Here is a 16,869-nt window from a genome sequence, read left to right as displayed (position 1 = left end):
CCGGCATCCGCCAGTACGAGATTTCGAACTTCGCCCGGGCTGGCGCCGAATCGCGCCACAATCTTAAGTACTGGACGCGGCAACCGTACCTGGGCTTCGGAGTGGATGCGCACTCGATGCTGCCGGCCGCCGAGGGCGAGGACGAAGCCGTCCGCTTCGCGAACACCGACGAATTGGAGCGGTATATGGAAGGTTCCCCGTCGATGCGCACCGAGGTTTCCCGCGCCCAGGCGCTGGAAGAGACGTTCTTCCTCGGCCTGCGATTGGCACGCGGAGTGAACCTGGCCGAGGTAACAGCGCAGTTCGGGGCGGAGGCGCGCACGCTGGTGGCGCCGATCCTCGGTGAATTGCAGGCACTCAACCTTCTCCGGGTGGAGGGCGACCGGGTTTCGCTCACGCCTGCGGGACGATTGCTGTCGAACGAGGTGTTCGAGCGCTTTCTGCTGAAGCCGGCGGCGTGAGGCCGCGACCATCGCCTTTTTCCCGCAAATTATTTAGACTCGAAGGTCCCTGTTTTTCTGGGATCGGACCCATTCAGAGCCATGCTGGAGAAGCCCTCCTCGAAATCCGTGGCGGAGGCGACGGACGAACCCGCGCACGCAGCCGCGGTGGACCTGCGCTCGGACACGGTCACTCTGCCCACGCCGGAGATGCGCCGCGCCATGGCGGAAGCTGAGGTCGGCGACGACGTGTACGGCGAAGATCCCACCGTCAACCGCCTGGAGCAGCTCGCAGCGGAGATTCTCAAGCGCGAGGCGGCCATCTTCGTGCCCTCCGGCACCATGGGCAACCAGATCGCCATCAAGGCGCATACCCGGCCGGGCCAGGAAGTCATCTGCGAAGAGCGCGCCCACATCCTCGACTACGAGATGGCGATGCTGGCGCACTTCTCCGGCTGCATCGCGCGCCCGGTGCGCGGCGAAGACGGCATCCTGAGCTGGAAGGAGATCGAGAAGCGCATCGCGCCGCGCATCTACTACCGCGCACCCACCGGACTGATTGCCCTGGAGAACACGCACAACATGGCCGGGGGCACGGTGTATCCGCCGGCGATTGCCGACGAGATCTGCGACCGCGCGCACGAGCGCGGCCTGCCGGTGCACCTGGATGGCGCGCGCATCTTCAATGCGGCGGCGGCGCTGGGCCGCACCGTGGCCGAGTTGACCCGCAAGTTCGACTCGGTGATGTTCTGTTTGTCGAAGGGACTGGGAGCGCCGGTGGGCTCGCTGCTGGTGGGCAGCCGTAGCCTGATCGACCAGGCGCGCAGCTACCGCAAGGCCCTGGGCGGCGGAATGCGGCAGGCGGGCGTGCTGGCCGCGGCGGGGCTCATTGCGCTGCAGGATGGTCCGCGGCACCTGGCACGGGATCATCAGAATGCGCGCTTCCTGGCCGAGGGACTGGCGGGCGTCCCCGGAATCAGCCTGGACCCGTCGAAGGTGGTCACCAACATCCTGATTTTCGACATCAGCGGCACGGGCATGCATTCTCCGCGCTTCACCGAGATGCTGGCGGCGCGCGGGGTGCGGGCCAACGGCGTCAGCCCGGAGCGCATGCGCTTCGTCACCCACCGCGACGTGGATCACGACGATTGTGCCCGCGCCCTGGCGGCCGTTTCCGCCATCTGCAAGCACTGACACTTCATTCAAGAGAGGAACCAACCACTCAAGTATGGCGATTCGTCTGGAACACTCCACGACGGCCAAGTGCCGTCCCGAACACATCTGGAAGAAGTTTGAGGACCTGGAACAATGGGCGTGGTGGAACCGCGTGGTCGGCCCCTGCAAATGGATCAACGGCCAGCCCTGGCAGAAGGGAAGCCGGTTCCACATGGAGCTGGTGAAGCCGCGGGCCCTGACCATTGAGTGCACGGTGCTGGAATGCGCGCCACCAGGCAAGGTCGCCTGGGTAGGCAGCGGATTCGGCTGGAAGGGCGAGCACTGGTTCAGCTTCGAGACCCAGTCCGACGGGACCACCCTGCTGAAGACCTGGGAAGATTTTTCCGGCTTCATCCCGGCATTTTTTGGGGACGGCACCAAGCGAAAGACCGTGGATGCCTACGCCGCCTGGCTCGACGCTTTGAAGGTCGAAGCGGAGCGCCTGGCGCGCGAGGAAGTGGCGCGCTCCTAGGCCGCGGGCGCGATACACTGTGCAATAGCGATCGAGGGGGAATCCGAAGGGAGATTCCATGCAGGTTGAGATCCGGCGCTGCTTTACCTGACTTGACATCCTGGTAGAGGCGGGACGCCTCAAAGGGGAAATCAAGAAGCATCTGGGCATCGCGCCGCGCATGCGGTTCGCCGGCATCGGAGTGTTGGATGTGAAGGTGGGAGACGCGCTGGTTTTCTCCCGCCAGCAGGCGGGCCGCAATCCGAGGCCGGGTGAGGTGGCGGCCCTGGTCGAGGCCCACATTCGCCAGGCCGGAGCGCAGTAGGGGCGGCGACCCCCGGGGCAAACTAAGCGAACGGTTTGCGCGCTGTGAATCACGCGCGCCAGGAGAGTGGAGTGGATTTTCGTCTGACGGAAGAGCAGCACCAACTGCGGCGCAGCGTACGTGAGTTTGCGGAGCGCGAAATCCGGCCGCACGTCATGGAGTGGGACGAGAAGTGCGAGTTTCCGCTCCAGGTCCTCAAACAACTGGGCAAGCTCGGCCTGATGGGCATCCTCTTCCCGCCGGAATACGGCGGCGCCGGCATGGGCTACGTGGAGTACGTCATCGGCATCGAGGAACTGTCGCGCGTGGACGGCTCGGTGGGCATCATCGTGGCGGCGCACACCTCGCTGTGCAGCAACCACATCTGGATCGCCGGCTCCGAAGAACAGAAACGCAAGTACACCCCCAAGCTGGCCAGCGGGGAGTGGATCGGCGCCTGGGGATTGACCGAGCCCGGCTCCGGCTCCGATGCCGGCAGCGCCCGCATGTCCGCCGCCCGCACCAAGAAGGGCTGGGTGCTGAACGGCAACAAGACCTTTACCACCAACGGCAGCTACGCCGACGTGGTGGTGGTGATCGCCGTGACCGACAAGGCAGCGCACACCCATGGACTCTCGGCCTTCCTGGTGGAGAAGGGGACGCCCGGCTTCCGCCCCGGCAAGAAAGAGAACAAGCTTGGCCTGCGCGCTTCCGACACCTCCGAACTGATCTTCGAAGACTGCCTTATTCCGCCCGAGAACCTGCTGGGCAAGGAGGGCGACGGCTTCATTGACGCCATGCGCGTGCTGGACGGCGGCCGCATCTCCATCGCCGCGCTCGGCCTGGGCATGGCGCAGGGCGCGTTCGAGGCCTCGCTGCGCTACTCCCAGGAGCGCCGCCAGTTCGGCCGCGCCATCAGCGAATTCCAGGCCATCCAGTGGAAGCTGGCCGATATGGCCACGGAGATCGACGCCGCGCGGTTGCTCACCATGCGCGCCGCCACGCTGAAAGATAACGGTGAGAAGACCACCATGGAGTCGTCGATGGCCAAGCTCTACACCAGCGAAGTGGCGGTGCGCTGCGCCAACGAGTGCGTGCAGATCCACGGCGGCTACGGCTTCATCAAGGACTACCCGGCGGAGAAGTTCTACCGCGACGTAAAGCTGTGCACCATCGGCGAAGGCACCAGCGAGATTCAGCGCCTGGTCATCGCCCGGCAGTTGCTCAAGGACTAGCGACACGCCTTCCAGACACCAAGAAAGGGATTCCATGAGCTTTGCGCAAGTCTTTCCTTCTCAGCGAAAGGTGGCAGCCCTCCTCCTAGCGAGCGCTCTGGCCCTGCCTGTAGCCGCTCAACAGCCTCCGCAAGCAACGCCGGCCCGCAAGCCGGCCCACTGGGTGGTGCGTTCGGATGAGAACACCAGGCTGCTGCTCGATGTCGACGCCCGCTTTTCTCCGGAGAGCGCCGGGCAGCAAGGCGTGGAGGGTGTGGATGAGAACATCATCGACCTGACGCCCGGGTTTGAAGAGCGCTTGCGCAAGGCGACGGAAGAAGCCGTTGGCGTGTTGAAGTCGCGCCTTGCGGCTGAGAAGGACCCGCTGGTCCGCCAGGACCTCGAGATCCTGGTCCAGGCCGCAGAGGACTCTATCCAGGGCTCGCTGCTGGAAGAAAAATACCAGGTGCCGTATTTCAATCTCTCGCGGCTCATCTTCTACTCGACCCGCGCCTTGCTGGACGACCAGATCGCCGAGCAGCGCCGTCCCGCGGCATTGGTCCGCTTGCGCAAGTACACCGGCATGGCTCCGGGTCACAAGCCGCTGACCGAGCTGGCTACGGCCCTCATGCGTGAGCGCATGAAGAATCCGGCGTTGCTCATGCCTGTGAAGTCCGAGGTGGAGAGGGACCTGGGTAACAGCGGGTATCTTGTCGAAGGCGTCGGGCAGCTCTTCGGCAGGTATCAGATTGCGGGCTACGAAGCGCCCTTCGCCAAGCTGAAAGAGCAGCTCGCCGCCTATGACGAATTCCTGCGCAAGGAGGTGCTGCCCAAGGCGCGCACCGACTTCCGCCTGCCGCCGGAACTCTACGCCTTCAATCTGCGGCAGTATGGCGTGGACATTCCCCCGGGAGAACTGGTGGAGCGGGCGCACCAGGCGTTTCGCGAGATCCGCCTGGAGATGCAGAAGATCGCGCCCGAGGTCGCCCGCCTGCGAGGCTGGAACGGCGCCACGGATTACCGCGACGTCATCCGCAAACTGAAGAAGGATCAACTCATCGGCGAAGCGATTCTGCCGCACTACCGGGAGCGCCTGGGCCGGATTGAAGACATCATCCGCCGGCAAAAGCTCGTCACCTTACCGGAGCGGGCGGCGCGCATCCGCCTGGCTTCGGCTGCGGAGAGCGCCGGTTTGCCCGCGCCCAACATGCGCCCGCCCCGCCTGCTGGGCAACACCGGCGAGATGGGCGAGTTCATCCTGCCGCTGAACATCCCGGCGCCTCCCGGCTCCAAGGAAGCCACCCAGCGCATGGACGACTTCACCCACGAAGCGGCATCCTGGTCGCTGGTGGCGCACGAAGCCCGGCCCGGTCACGAGATGCAGTTCGCCGCCATCGTGGAAAACGGCGTCTCGTCCGCCCGTGTCATCTACGCCTTCAACAGCACCAACGTCGAAGGCTGGGGCCTCTACTCTGAGGCCATCATCAAGCCCTACATGTCACTCGAAGGCCAGCTCTGCTCCCTGCAGTTCCGCCTGCAGCGCGCCGCGCGCGCGTTCCTCGACCCCGAGCTGCAGATGGGCAAGGTCACCCCGCAACAGGCGCACGACGTGCTGACCACGGAAGTGGTGCTGTCGGACGCCATGGCCAACCAGGAAGTGGAGCGCTACACCTTCCGCGCGCCCGGCCAGGCGACCGCATACTTCTACGGCTACACCCGACTGGTGGACCTGCGCCACGAGCTGGAAGGGAAGCTAGGGGCGAAGTTTGACCAGCAAAAGTTCCACGACTTCATCCTGGCACAGGGACTGCTGCCGCCGGATCTGCTGCGCAAGGCCGTGCTCGAGGAGTTTGTGGACAAGGATGCGGTTAAGGTAGGGAACTAGTTCAGGACCCGGCACCTGACACCTGCCACGCGACCCGGTACACTAGGCGCTTCCAGCGTGTCCCAACCGATCCAAACCTGGGTGGAGCGTGTCCGGGCAGGCGATCCCCGCGCCATCGCCCGCGCTATTTCTGCCATTGAAGACAGTTCCCCTGAAGCCCGGCCACTGCTCAAAGCGCTTTTTCCGCACGGCCGGGGCGCGCGCGTGCTGGGCATGACGGGCGCGCCGGGCTCGGGCAAGAGCACGCTGGTGGACCAACTGGCGCGCCACTATCGCAGCCAGGGGCGCACCATCGGCATCATCGCGGTCGACCCGACCAGCCCCTATACCGGCGGCGCCATTCTCGGCGACCGCATCCGCATGCAGTCGCACCACGCCGACGCGGGCATCTACATTCGCAGCATGGCCACGCGCGGGTTTCTGGGCGGTCTGGCGCGCGCCACCGCCGACGTCACCACCGTGCTCGACGCCAGCGGCAAGGACCTTATCCTGATCGAGACCGTAGGCGTGGGCCAGGACGAAGTGGAGATCGTGCGCCTGGCCGACGTCACCCTGGTGGTACTGGTGCCCGGCATGGGCGACGACGTGCAAACCATCAAGGCCGGCATCATGGAGATCGCCGACGTGTTCGTCATCAACAAGAGCGACCGCGAAGGCGCCGAGCGCGTGGAGCGCGAGATCCGCGCCATGCAGACCCTCGCTACGCGCAGTGACGGCTGGACTCCGCCGATTGTAAAGACGGTGGCCACCGAGGGCAGTGGCATCCGCGAACTGGCGGAGGCGATCGCCTCCTACGAGGAGTACCTGGCGCGCGAAGGCCTGCTGGAGCAGAAGAAGACCGAGAACTGGCGGCAGCGCCTGGTGGAGATGCTGCGCGAGTCGCTCCTGGAGCGCGCCTTGCGCGAACAGATGAACGATGGGCAGGTCTCGCGGTATGCTTCCGAGGTCGCCCGGCACCGCCGCGACCCATATTCCCTGGTAGAGGAGATTGTTTCCGGATTCGGCAAGACCGGAGGCTCCGGCTCTTAAGCCCGCCCCGGCAGTGGGAGGATCGCGTTTCGATGCCTGCGGTGGAACAAGTGCTTCCCGGCGAACTGACCGTCCACGTGCGCGCGCACGAGGTCGCGACCGCCCAAGGCCCCGTGCCTTGCTGGTCGTTCATCACCGAGGGCATGAAAGCGCTCGACCAGCAGGAGATCGTCTTCACGCTTCGCCGCAACCAGCAGGAAGGTCCAGACGACTATCCGCCCGCCGTCCCTGACCTGTTCCGCAGCGTGTTCGAACTCGCCAAGAACGGAGAATACGTGGAAGCCGGTGGGTGGACGGAATTCCAGGCGCTCTACTTCCTGGGCCGGGCCGATGTCGGCGGCCTCCTCTATCTTCCCGCGCAGGAGGTGCCGGGGCTGGAGCTCCCGCCAGACACGCTTCTGGCCACCATGCTGGTCGGCGACGAACTGATGGCCGTGCAATCCTTCGGCCCCATGCGCCTCGCCGCCCTCCTGGGCAATGCCTTCCGCTTCTATCCCTGGCCGCCCTGGTTCGACCGCACACGGGCCAGCGTGGTGGCGCTAAGGGAAATGGAACAAGCCAGCCTGCTCGCCACCCTGCCGCGCGGCAGCCTCTACCATTGCGCCCGCGTGCGCAAGCAGCAGGAGAACATCGTGCTCAGCCTGCTGCCCGAGGCCCGCGCCGAGATTCCCCTGCTGCTCGACCAGGTGCCGCGAGAACAGCCGCTCGCTATGCTCACCAACCTGGATCCGGAAGCCAACGGGTGCTTGGTGTGGCAGCCCGGGCAGAACGGCGCCGCCGGCATTGCTCCGGAGAACAGCGACGGTTCGCGTCCCTCGGGCGCCTTCCTGGCATTCGTTCCGGCGCAGGAACACAATCAGGGCCAGATCTTCGAAGACGGCTTCACCATGTCCCTGACCAGGGCCGCATGGAACGTTGTCCGCGAAGGGTTGAAGGCCGGACATCCGCTCCACGTACCCGGGTCGCCGGGCTGGTTCAGCCTTTCGGTAGAATGGATTTCCTGAACCCGTGTCCTCCATCGACCATCTTGGCATCGCCGTGAAGTCCCTGGCAGCGGCCCGTGCTTTCTATGAGAGGCTCGGCCTGCGCCTCGAAGGCGAAGAGACCGTCGAGCATGAGAAGGTGCGGGTCGCCATGTTCCCTGTGGGTGAGAGTCGCATCGAGCTGCTGGAAGCCACGGCCGACGACTCCGCCATCGCCCGCTTCATTGCCAAGCGTGGCGAAGGCCTGCACCACGTGGCCCTGCGCGTCCCCGACCTGGCCGCCGTGGTGGCGCGCCTCAAGCAGCAGGGCACGCGCCTGGTCCATGAGCAGATCCAGACCGGCGCCGGCGGACATCGTTACGTCTTCGTGCATCCTTCGAGCGCCGGCGGAGTGCTGGTGGAACTGGTGGAAGATTCCGCGCGCCCCTGAACGCAGCGGCCAAGCCAACGCCATGCTCATCCTCGCCACCGATACTTCCTCGAAGCACGGCAGCCTCGCCCTGGTTCGTGGCGATCGCCAACACGTCGAAGTGCTGGAGGTGGTGCCGCTCGTTGGCGGGACTTTTTCCGCGCAACTCATCCCGCAAGTGGCCGCCCTGCTGAATCGCCACCACCTGCGCAAGGAAGAGCTGGATGCGCTCGCTGCCACCACCGGCCCCGGTTCCTTCACCGGGCTGCGCGTCGGGCTGGCGGGAGTGAAGGCGCTGGCAGAAGTTCTCGGCAAGCCCATCGCCGCGGTCTCGGTGCTGGAGGCCGTCGCTGCAAGCTCCGGTCTCGAGGGCCGCGTGCTGGCCTCGCTCGATGCCGGCCGGAACGAAGTCTTTGCGGGTGAGTACGCGGTCAAAGGCAACCTGGTTCACCGCCTGAGCGAATCTCTCCTCTCGCGTGAAGATTTCCTGGCGCACGTGCGCGGCGCCGTCCACGCCACGCGTGTGGTTACGCCCGACGCGCCCCTCGCGGAGTTTCTGCGCTCGCACGGGCTCGAATCCCTCGTGCTCGACCGTCCGCGCGCCGACGTGATCGCCCGCCTGGGCTTGCGCAAGCTGCTGGCGGGCGACACCGTCTCCGTCGAGCAGCTCGACGCCAACTACCTCCGCCGCTCGGACGCCGAAATCTTTTCGCTCCCGAAGATCGCAGGATCCACCGCGAAATCTGAGAACTGAGAACTGCTTCTCTTGCCTGTCCGCCCCGCCACCGTCGCTGACCTCGCCGCGATGCTCGCCATCGAGCGTGCCTTGCCGACCTCGGCCCACTGGCCCGAGGGGGAATATCGTCGCATGTTCGACGAAGACCCGGATCGGCCGCGCCTGGTGCTGGTTGCCGAGGAAGATGCAGAGGTCGTCGGCTTCGTGGTGGCCCGCGGCGCCGCCGGCGAGTGGGAGCTGGAGAACGTGGCCGTGGCCGCTTCCGCCCAGCGGCGCGGCTTCGGTTCGTTGCTGGTGCAGGCCCTCCTCTACCGCTTGAGCGCGCTGGGCGCAGCCGCGGTGTTCCTGGAAGTGCGCGAATCCAACCACGCCGCTCGCCGCCTCTATGAACGTCACGAGTTCCTTCTCAGCGGTCGTCGCCGGGCCTACTATCAGGACCCGCCGGAGGACGCCGTCCTCTATCGCCTGAGTTTTCCACAGGTGGAATGAAGGGGATTGAATGGCACCAGTTCCTGTGCTACGTTGTACTTCCATTTCTGGCATAGGAGGTCTCTGGATGGATCCCGTACGAGACCAACTTCTGGCCAGCCATGAGGAGTTCCGCCGGCTGGCTTCCGAGCACACGCAGTACTCCCAACGCCTCGATTCCCTCATCCAGAAAAGATTCCTTAGCGAAGAAGAAAAGCTCGAAGAGGTGCGCCTGAAAAAGCTCAAGTTGCGCGTGAAGGATCAGATGGAGCTCATTGAGCGCCAACACCGCCAGCAACTGCCCGCGTAGCCTCCCGAATAGGGTCGGCCTCCGCTGCGGCGGAGGCCCTTCCTTTTGGGGGTTCCACGGCCCCAACCCGATATAATCAGCTCACACCCATGGTGCGCGATGGCTATCTGTACGCGGCGGGCATGCTGGCTGCAGCCCTGGTGTTGGCCTGGCTGACCTCGCCGGCCTTTGCCGTGCTGCCCGTGCTGCTGGCGGGTTTCTTCCTCTGGTTCTTCCGTGATCCGGAGCGCGCCATTCCTGCCCTCGCCGGGGCCATCGTCTCGCCTGCCGACGGCAAGGTCACCGACGTTTCCACCGTATTCGTCGGGGGCGAGCCGCGCACCCGGGTCAGCATCTTCCTGAACGTCTTCGACGTGCATGTGAACCGCTCGCCCATCGCGGGAGTCATCCGCGCCGCCGAGTATCGTCGCGGCCAGTTCCGCAACGCCATGGATCCCGCCTGCGTCGAGAACAATGAGCAGAACATCGTCACCGTCGAAGGCGAAGGCCAGATCGTGATCTTCAAGCAGATTGCCGGCCTGCTGGCTCGCCGCATCGTGTTCCACAAGAGGGTAGGAGAAGCGGTGGCCCGCGGCGAGCGGGTCGGCATGATAAAGTTCGGCTCGCGCGTCGACGTGATCCTCGCCCCGGAGGTCCGCATCGAGGTCAAGATTGGGGATCGTGTCCGCGGCGGCTCGAGCATCCTCGCCATGGCGCCCGTGGCCGCAGCTCCCGTGCCGGAGCTGGCTGGCACTGCTCAAGGAGGCCGGTGATGCAGACCGCGCCCTTCCCGCAGCCCGTTCCGTCGGTTCCCAGGCGCCGTCCGCGCAAGGGAATGTATCTGCTCCCGGGTCTGTTCACCACCGCCAACCTGGCCTTCGGCTACTACGCCATCTCGCAGGTTCTGGTGGCGCAGGCCAACGGCAATCCCGCGCAGAATCTTGATCAGGCGGCCAAGGCCATCGGCTTCGCTATCCTGTTCGATGGTTTCGACGGGCGCATCGCCCGCATGACCGGTACCTCCAGCGAGTTCGGCAAGCAACTGGATTCCCTTGCGGACGCCATCACTTTTGGCGTGGCTCCGGCCCTCCTGGCATGGATGTGGGGCGTGCGTCTGCTTCCTCCCCTGGGCGACGCGGACTTCCAGGTCCGCCTTGGACAGTTCGGAGCGATCGCGACGTTCCTCTTCCTGGTTGCGGGTGTAAGCCGTCTGGCCCGCTTCAACATCCAGATCAATCCCCAGCCCTCCAATCCCGGACGTCCGGGCAAGAAGTATTTCGTCGGCATGCCCATCCCGGCCGGCGCCGGGGTGGTAGCGGCCACCGTGCATCTCTCCGGCGGCGAGCCGCTCACCGAGTGGTGGCTGGCCACGCCCTGGTTGTTGCTGGTCGCCTCCCTCGCCTTCCTCATGGTCAGCACGTGGCGTTTCTACAGCTCCAAGGACATCGACCTGCGCCGCCAGCATCCCTTCCGCAACATTGTCTTTCTTGGCCTGCTGATTGCCGCCATCTGGTACTACTCGCGCTACGTGTTGTTCGTCATGGCGCTGGCCTACATGATCAGCGGGCTGCTGTGGCGCTTGCAGTACCTGGTCCGCCGGCCTGCTCCCGCGCCCGAGCACTTGCAGCAGGCCAGCCCACTGCGATGAAGCCGCAATTCCAACGCGTTGCCATCGTGGGCGCATCCACCCTCAAGGGCAAGGAGTTGAAAGAAGTCCTCGAGGAGCGCGAATTTCCCGCGCTCGACGTCCGGCTGTTGGACGACGACGAATCGCTCGGCCAGCTCGAGTCGGTCGGCGACGAAGCCACCTTCATCCAGAGCGTCACGCGCGAGACCCTGGAGCACGTGGATGTTGCCTTCTTCGCCTGCGAGCAGAATTTCACTCGCCGCCACTGGCACATCGCCCGCGATGCCGGCTGCGCCATCATCGACCTCTCCTACGCGCTGGAGGAGGAGAGCGGCGTCTCGGTCCGCGCTGCCTGGCTGGAACAGGAACTGGCGGACACCCGCCCGGTAAACGGCAGCGCCATCATGGTGGTAGCCCACCCCGCCGCGATCGTTCTGGGCATGTTGTTGGTGCGGGCGCGACGCGCCGGGCTGGAAGCCCCGGCCATCGTCACGGCGTTCGAGCCCGCTTCCGAGCATGGCCGCCGCGGCATTGACGAGCTTCACGAGCAGACCGTCAACCTGCTTTCATTCCAGGGCATGCCGCGCGACGTCTTTGACTCTCAGGTGGCCTTCAACCTGGTCTCCCGCTACGGGGAGCAGTCGCTGCCCGCGCTGGAAACAGTGGAGCGCCGCATCGCGACCCACTTCGAGAAGATCACCCGCGGCACCGTGCCCGTGCCTTCCATGGTGCTGTTGCAGGCGCCCATCTTCCACGGCCACTGTTTTTCCATTTACCTTGGCCTGGACCGGGAGGTGCCCGTGGCGGACGTCGCGCAGGCGCTGGAAGGCGAGCACGTCGCCGTGACCGCGCTCGATGAGGACGCGCCCACCAACGTCTCTGCCTCCGGCCAGGAACAGATCCTGGTTTCCGTCCGCTCCGACCCCGCCCGCAAGCACGGCATCTGGCTGTGGGTGGCCGCGGACAACCTGCGCGTGCTCGCCCTCAACGCCGCCGAATGCGCCGCGCGTCTGGCTCCTGCCCTGCGCGGAGGAAGAGTGCAGTGAAGCTCGCGCACGCGCTGGCTGCGCTGCTGGCGTTGTCCTTTTTCTCCGGCTGCGGCTATCACAGCGCAGGCAGCGCGTCCCAGCTGCCGCCCGGCGTGCAGACCATCGCCGTTCCGGCGTTCGTGAATCAGACGCAGACCTATCGCATCGAGCAGCAGATGACGGCCGCCGTGGTGCGCGAGTTCCTCACCCGCACCCGCTACCACGTCGTGAACGAATCGGGCGACGCCGCCGATGCCGTGCTGCAAGGCGTTGTGCTTTCCACCGAGGCAGCGCCCCTCACCTACGATTCGCAGACCGGCCGCGCTTCTTCCGCCCTGGTCACGGTGAAGATGCGGGTCTCGCTCACCGGCCGCGACGGCAAGGTGCTGTGGGAGAACCGCGACTACGTCTTCCGCGAGCAGTACCAGGTGTCGCGTGAAGTCTCCAGCTTCTTCCAGGAGGAGTCGCCGGCCCTCGATCGCATGTCCCGCGACTTCGCCCGCACCCTGGTCTCCAACATCCTGGAGGCGTACTGAATGCGCTCCTTCGCCGCCACGGACCGCTTCGCCGCCGAAGTCCGCGAGCGCCGCCTGCGCCCCGCGTACGTCTTCCTGGGCGACGAAGTTTTCTTCCGCGAGCGCTGCCGCGACGCCATCCTCCAGCATTTGGTTCCCGCCGACCTGCGCGACTTTTCCCTCCACGAGGTGGATCTCGCCGAGGCCAGCGTCGCCGAGTTGCTCGACCGTGCGCGCACTCCTTCGCTCATGGCGCCCTTCCAGGTCTTTTTCGTGCGCAATGTGAAGCTGCTCTACGGACGCGGCTCGCACCAGGAGGAATTCGAAGCCATCGAAGCCTACGTCAAGCAGCCCAACCCGGACGCGGTGCTCATCTTCGTCGCCGACCACATCTCGATTCCCGCCGACGCCCGCCGCATGGAACTGACCGACCGCGACCGTTACCAGCGCATCCGTGACACGCTGGGCGAATACTGCGGCATCGTCGAGCTGGCCCGCGTAGAGGAAGGCGAAGGTGTGCGCTGGGTGACGGAGACCGCCGCCGCACAGGGCGTCACTGTCGAGCCCGATGCCGCTCGCGAACTGGTGGACGCCTTGGGCGCCGACATGATGATGGTGGCCACGGATCTCGAGAAGCTCATCCTCTATGCCGGTGAAAAGCGCCGCATTACCCTGGGCGACGTCGAGACCATGGTGCTGGCCGCCAAGCAGCGCTCGCTCTTCGAACTCACCGATGCCATCTCCGCCCGTGACCGTGTCCGCGCCCTCAGGGTCCTGGACGCACTGCTCTCTTCCGGCGAAGGCGACGATGCCGCCATCGGCCACCTCTACATGCTCTCCCGCACCTTTCGCCAGATGCTGGTGGTGCTGGAGAAGAACGTGCGCGACTCGCGCGCCATCTGGCAGGCGCTGTGGCAAGGCTTCCGCGTCCCGCCCTTCGCCGCGGAAGACCTCATCCGCCAGGCCCGCCGCTACACCTCGCGCCGCGACCTGACGCGCGCCCTGCGCCTGGTGGCCCGCGCCGACCTTGCCCTGCGCTCCTCGCCGCCCAATAAGCGTCTGGTGCTCGAGCAACTGGTCCTCGAACTCGCCGCCCCACCGCGCCCCACCGAGCCCGCCTGGCAGCAGGAAGAATTGCCGGTCTAGGTTTCAGATTGTCATACCGAGCGAGCCCGCGCGGCGCGGCCCCATCATCTAGAATCGAGGCACCTGTGGACGTTGGTGCCTATCTCGCTCGCATCGGCCATGACGGCTCGCTTGAGCCCACTCCGGAGACGCTGCGCGCGATTCAGGGGGCACACCTGATGGCCGTGCCCTTCGAGAACCTGGATATTCCGCTCGGCCGCCCGCTGCGTCTCGATGTGGAGGGACTGTTTCAGAAGATCGTAACCCGCCGTCGTGGCGGCTTTTGCTTCGAGCTCAACGGGCTGTTCGCGGCGCTGCTCGGCAAACTTGGCTTCCACGTCGACCTCCTCGGAGCCAGCGTCGCCCGCGACGACGGCCAGTATGGCATCCCTTCCGGCCATATGGCGTTGCGGGTCCATTGCCCCGGCTCGGCGGTACCCTGGCTGGCAGACGTCGGTTTCGGAGATTCCTTCCGCGACCCCCTGCGCATGGATACGACTGAAGAACAGGCGGATGCGTCATTCGCGGACGGCCGTCGTTTCCGCCTCTCGCCGCTGGGCAGCGGGATGCTCTACGAAATGCGCGAAAGCGATGGCCCCTGGCAGCCGCGCTATCGCTTCCCGCTCGAGCCGCGCCCCATGGAGCACTTCTCCGGTCCTTGCGACTACATGCAGACTTCGCCGGACTCGCCCTTCACGCGTCGCCGCATCTGCAGCCGGGCCACTCCGGCCGGCCGCGTCACCATCTCCGATCTCAAGCTGATTGTGACTGCGGACGGCAGGCGCACGGAACAGCCTATCCGGGAGGAGGACTACCCGGCACTGCTGCGCGAACATTTCGGGATGGAGCTGGGCGATTAGGGTGTACCCCCGAGACCTGACACCTGAGACGCGAAAAACGAAACCGGCAGGCTGCTCACCTGCCGGTTGAAGATCTGCGAAACGGAGGACTGTCTAGGCGACGGCCTGCTTGAGCTCGCTGGTGCGCAGATTGAATCGCCGCTCCACCTCGCTCCAGTTCACGACCTCGAACCACGCTTCGAGGTAAGCCCCGCGCCGGTTCTGATACTTCAGGTAGTACGCATGCTCCCACAGGTCGTTGCCCAGCAGAGGCACTTGGCCGAACATCACCGGGTTGTCCTGATTGGCGGTGGTGGTGATGGCCAGCTTGCCTTTGCCGTCCAGCACCAGCCACACCCAGCCGCTGCCGAAGTGATTCAGGCCGGCACTCACAAACTTCGTTTTGAAGTCCGGCACGGCTCCAAAGGCTCCACGCAGGGCTTGTTCCAGGGGCCCCGCCGTCAGTCCGCTCCGCTCCGGTGTCATGCTGGGCCAGAACAGGCTGTGGTTCAGATGTCCTCCACCGTGGTTCCTTACCGCGGTGCGGATCTCTTCCGGCACCGTCTCCAGGTGGCTGAGCACTTCTTCGAGTTTTCGGCTGTGCAGCTCGGGAAACCGCTCGAACGCGGCGTTCAACTTCTCCACGTAGCCGGCGTGGTGTCGCGTGTGATGGATCTGCATGGTGTCGCGATCGATGTTCGGCTCGAGGGCGGCGTAGTCGTACGGCAAAGCGGGCAATACTTGCGCCATGAACTCACCTCCGTTGGAATGATTTGTCTTATCTTTAGATTAGAGGCCGCTACAAATGGATTCGTTGTCTGCGGAAGATGATAGGGAAGGGAATGCGGCGCTCAGCGTGAGGAAAATGAAACGGCGGGCTTCACGCCCGCCGATGGCTGACCGCTGACTGCTCGCGGCTTACTTCAATGCATCCACTCTTGCCGCCAGGCGCGATTTGTATCTCGCCGCGGCGTTGCGATGGATCACGCCCTTGCCCACGGCCTTATCGATGAGGGAAACGGCCTCGCGGTAATGCGCCTGGGCCTCCTGCTTCTTGCCCGCCGCCAGCACCTGCCGGAAGCGTCGCAGCGCGGTGCGGAAGCGGGACTGGTTGGCGCGATTGGCCACCGTGCGCTTTGCCGTCTGCCGGACGCGCTTCAGGGCCGAAAAATGATTTGCCATAAGCTGTGGGTTACTCCTGAAAGAATTACCGCTGGACTCCGAATCTAGTATTGTACGGGAGCGCCCGGAAAGCGGTCAAACCCGCCACGGACGCGCCTGAGGCAGTGATATGAGCGCTGGCAGATGGAAACACAGCATGTGCCTGAAATGCTTCCGCAAGAGGCGGCCTCACGGCAAGTATTCCTCGTGGCAGGCTTTGCCGCGCTTTCGGCAATGGGAGACCTGTTGTTTCTGCCTCGAAAAACACAAGAGTGGCATTCATTGGAAGAAGGACCCGAGAAGCCGCGAACTTAAGTGCGGTCAGGTGCTTGGGGACCCGTTCCTGGCGAAACGCCTGCACCATACCGCTAAGAAGCACATCGCATGACCACCAGCCTCGACCGCATCAAGGTCCTCATCAACTCCAATACACCTATCATCCTTTTGGAGACGGTGGAGGAAGCCCGCGCGCTCTCCCTCATTAAGCTCGTGGCCAGTGACCTGCATCTGCCGGTCTTCGAATGGAGCATTGCCGATGGCCTGCAGCGCGCCGGCCTGGCGCCCGCCCCCGCCGGGGACGATCCCCGCTCAGCCACGCGTGAGCTTCAGCGCCGCATCGATGCCGCTCGCGCTGCTCTGGCGGAAGCCAACCTGCCGCCCGTGGATTTCGCCTCCCTCGAAGCCGAGCGCGCTTCCAGCGCCATCTTGAACACCAAGGTCCCGGCGCAGATGCTGGCCCACATCGAGACCATGACCATCGAAGCGGTGTTCGTCCTCAAGGACTTTCACCGCCACCTCGACGACGCCGTCGTAGTCCGCCGTTTGCGCAACCTGGCGCAGCAGTTTTCTCGCAGCCGCCGCGCCCTGGTGTTCACCGGGCCCGCGCCCCGGCTGCCGGAAGAGCTGGAATCGCAGGTCGAGCGCATGCCGCTGCCCATGCCGGACCGCGAGGCTCTTCGCCAGGTGATCGAGTCCACCTACGCCCGTCTCTCCCAGCGCTTTTCGATGAAGCGCAAGCTCGACGACGCCGGCTTGCACGCCATGGCCGGAAATCTTTCCGGCCTCACCGAGGATGAAGCCGAGCGCACTCTTGCCCAGGCGCTGGTCGCCCGCTACGAGATGTCCAGCCAGACCGTTCTCGATGTGCTCGA

21 protein-coding genes are annotated in these 16,869 nt (G+C 65.2%); 19 read left to right on the top strand and 2 right to left on the bottom strand.

What is annotated here, in order from left to right; genetic code table 11:
• The 18 genes from VLE48_00980 to VLE48_00895 form a co-directional block, all read left to right on the top strand.
• The coding region (locus tag VLE48_00980; GenBank protein ID HSA91559.1) for a hypothetical protein at nt 1-461 on the top strand (461 nt) is incomplete at its 5' end.
• An 81-nt stretch (nt 462-542) separates the two neighbouring features.
• Nucleotides 543-1,634, top strand: coding sequence for a low specificity L-threonine aldolase (locus VLE48_00975; protein HSA91558.1), 1,092 nt, complete (start codon nt 543-545; stop codon nt 1,632-1,634).
• A 34-nt stretch (nt 1,635-1,668) separates the two neighbouring features.
• On the top strand, nt 1,669-2,127 hold the full coding sequence (locus VLE48_00970; protein ID HSA91557.1) for an SRPBCC domain-containing protein: 459 nt from the start codon (nt 1,669-1,671) through the stop codon (nt 2,125-2,127).
• A 160-nt stretch (nt 2,128-2,287) separates the two neighbouring features.
• A complete protein-coding gene (locus VLE48_00965; GenBank protein HSA91556.1) occupies nt 2,288-2,431 on the top strand; it encodes a hypothetical protein in 144 nt (47 codons plus the stop codon).
• A 71-nt stretch (nt 2,432-2,502) separates the two neighbouring features.
• Nucleotides 2,503-3,645 (top strand): acyl-CoA dehydrogenase, encoded by a 1,143-nt coding sequence (locus VLE48_00960; GenBank protein ID HSA91555.1) that lies wholly within the window; start codon nt 2,503-2,505, stop codon nt 3,643-3,645.
• Nucleotides 3,646-3,715: 70 nt separating this feature from the next.
• Nucleotides 3,716-5,509: a DUF885 domain-containing protein gene (locus tag VLE48_00955; protein HSA91554.1), complete on the top strand. Its 1,794-nt coding sequence runs from the start codon at nt 3,716-3,718 to the stop codon at nt 5,507-5,509.
• A 57-nt stretch (nt 5,510-5,566) separates the two neighbouring features.
• A complete protein-coding gene (meaB, locus tag VLE48_00950; GenBank protein HSA91553.1) occupies nt 5,567-6,538 on the top strand; it encodes a methylmalonyl Co-A mutase-associated GTPase MeaB in 972 nt (323 codons plus the stop codon).
• A 32-nt stretch (nt 6,539-6,570) separates the two neighbouring features.
• The gene (locus VLE48_00945) at nt 6,571-7,542 is read left to right on the top strand and encodes a hypothetical protein (protein ID HSA91552.1); all 972 of its coding nucleotides are present in this window, start codon (nt 6,571-6,573) and stop codon (nt 7,540-7,542) included.
• Nucleotides 7,543-7,546: 4 nt separating this feature from the next.
• Nucleotides 7,547-7,951, top strand: coding sequence for a methylmalonyl-CoA epimerase (gene mce / locus VLE48_00940; GenBank protein HSA91551.1), 405 nt, complete (start codon nt 7,547-7,549; stop codon nt 7,949-7,951).
• Nucleotides 7,952-7,973: 22 nt separating this feature from the next.
• Nucleotides 7,974-8,684 carry a tRNA (adenosine(37)-N6)-threonylcarbamoyltransferase complex dimerization subunit type 1 TsaB gene (gene tsaB / locus VLE48_00935; protein ID HSA91550.1) on the top strand — a complete coding sequence of 237 codons (711 nt, stop codon included), beginning with the start codon at nt 7,974-7,976 and terminating at the stop codon, nt 8,682-8,684.
• 12 nt (nt 8,685-8,696) lie between these two features.
• The gene (gene rimI / locus VLE48_00930; protein ID HSA91549.1) at nt 8,697-9,155 is read left to right on the top strand and encodes a ribosomal protein S18-alanine N-acetyltransferase; all 459 of its coding nucleotides are present in this window, start codon (nt 8,697-8,699) and stop codon (nt 9,153-9,155) included.
• A gap of 67 nt (nt 9,156-9,222) precedes the next feature.
• The gene (locus VLE48_00925) at nt 9,223-9,444 is read left to right on the top strand and encodes a hypothetical protein (GenBank protein HSA91548.1); all 222 of its coding nucleotides are present in this window, start codon (nt 9,223-9,225) and stop codon (nt 9,442-9,444) included.
• Between the two features lie 89 nt (nt 9,445-9,533).
• Nucleotides 9,534-10,196 (top strand): phosphatidylserine decarboxylase, encoded by a 663-nt coding sequence (locus VLE48_00920; protein ID HSA91547.1) that lies wholly within the window; start codon nt 9,534-9,536, stop codon nt 10,194-10,196.
• On the top strand, nt 10,196-11,071 hold the full coding sequence (locus tag VLE48_00915; GenBank protein HSA91546.1) for a phosphatidylcholine/phosphatidylserine synthase: 876 nt from the start codon (nt 10,196-10,198) through the stop codon (nt 11,069-11,071). The genes VLE48_00920 and VLE48_00915 overlap by 1 nt, the downstream gene beginning before the upstream one ends.
• A complete protein-coding gene (locus VLE48_00910; protein HSA91545.1) occupies nt 11,068-12,096 on the top strand; it encodes an Asd/ArgC dimerization domain-containing protein in 1,029 nt (342 codons plus the stop codon). The genes VLE48_00915 and VLE48_00910 overlap by 4 nt, the downstream gene beginning before the upstream one ends.
• Nucleotides 12,093-12,614 (top strand): LptE family protein, encoded by a 522-nt coding sequence (locus tag VLE48_00905; protein HSA91544.1) that lies wholly within the window; start codon nt 12,093-12,095, stop codon nt 12,612-12,614. The genes VLE48_00910 and VLE48_00905 overlap by 4 nt, the downstream gene beginning before the upstream one ends.
• Nucleotides 12,615-13,739 carry a DNA polymerase III subunit delta gene (gene holA / locus VLE48_00900; protein ID HSA91543.1) on the top strand — a complete coding sequence of 375 codons (1,125 nt, stop codon included), beginning with the start codon at nt 12,615-12,617 and terminating at the stop codon, nt 13,737-13,739.
• Between the two features lie 65 nt (nt 13,740-13,804).
• A complete protein-coding gene (locus VLE48_00895) occupies nt 13,805-14,578 on the top strand; it encodes an arylamine N-acetyltransferase (GenBank protein HSA91542.1) in 774 nt (257 codons plus the stop codon).
• A gap of 93 nt (nt 14,579-14,671) precedes the next feature.
• Here the strand turns inward: VLE48_00895 and VLE48_00890 are convergent, their stop codons facing one another.
• Together VLE48_00890 and rpsT are read right to left on the bottom strand one after the other, a co-directional pair.
• A complete protein-coding gene (locus VLE48_00890) occupies nt 14,672-15,307 on the bottom strand; it encodes a superoxide dismutase (GenBank protein HSA91541.1) in 636 nt (211 codons plus the stop codon).
• Between the two features lie 168 nt (nt 15,308-15,475).
• Entirely contained in the window at nt 15,476-15,739 is a 264-nt protein-coding gene (rpsT, locus tag VLE48_00885; protein ID HSA91540.1) for a 30S ribosomal protein S20, read from the bottom strand.
• 363 nt (nt 15,740-16,102) lie between these two features.
• Here rpsT and VLE48_00880 point away from each other — a divergent pair.
• On the top strand, nt 16,103-16,869 hold a 767-nt coding region (locus VLE48_00880; GenBank protein HSA91539.1), incomplete at its 3' end, for a hypothetical protein.

The organism is Terriglobales bacterium (assembly GCA_035454605.1).
Classification (GTDB): Bacteria; Acidobacteriota; Terriglobia; order Terriglobales; family Acidobacteriaceae; genus DATMAB01.
The sequence above is the reverse complement of the archived record's forward strand: the minus strand, read 5'-3'. Positions and strand labels throughout refer to the sequence as shown.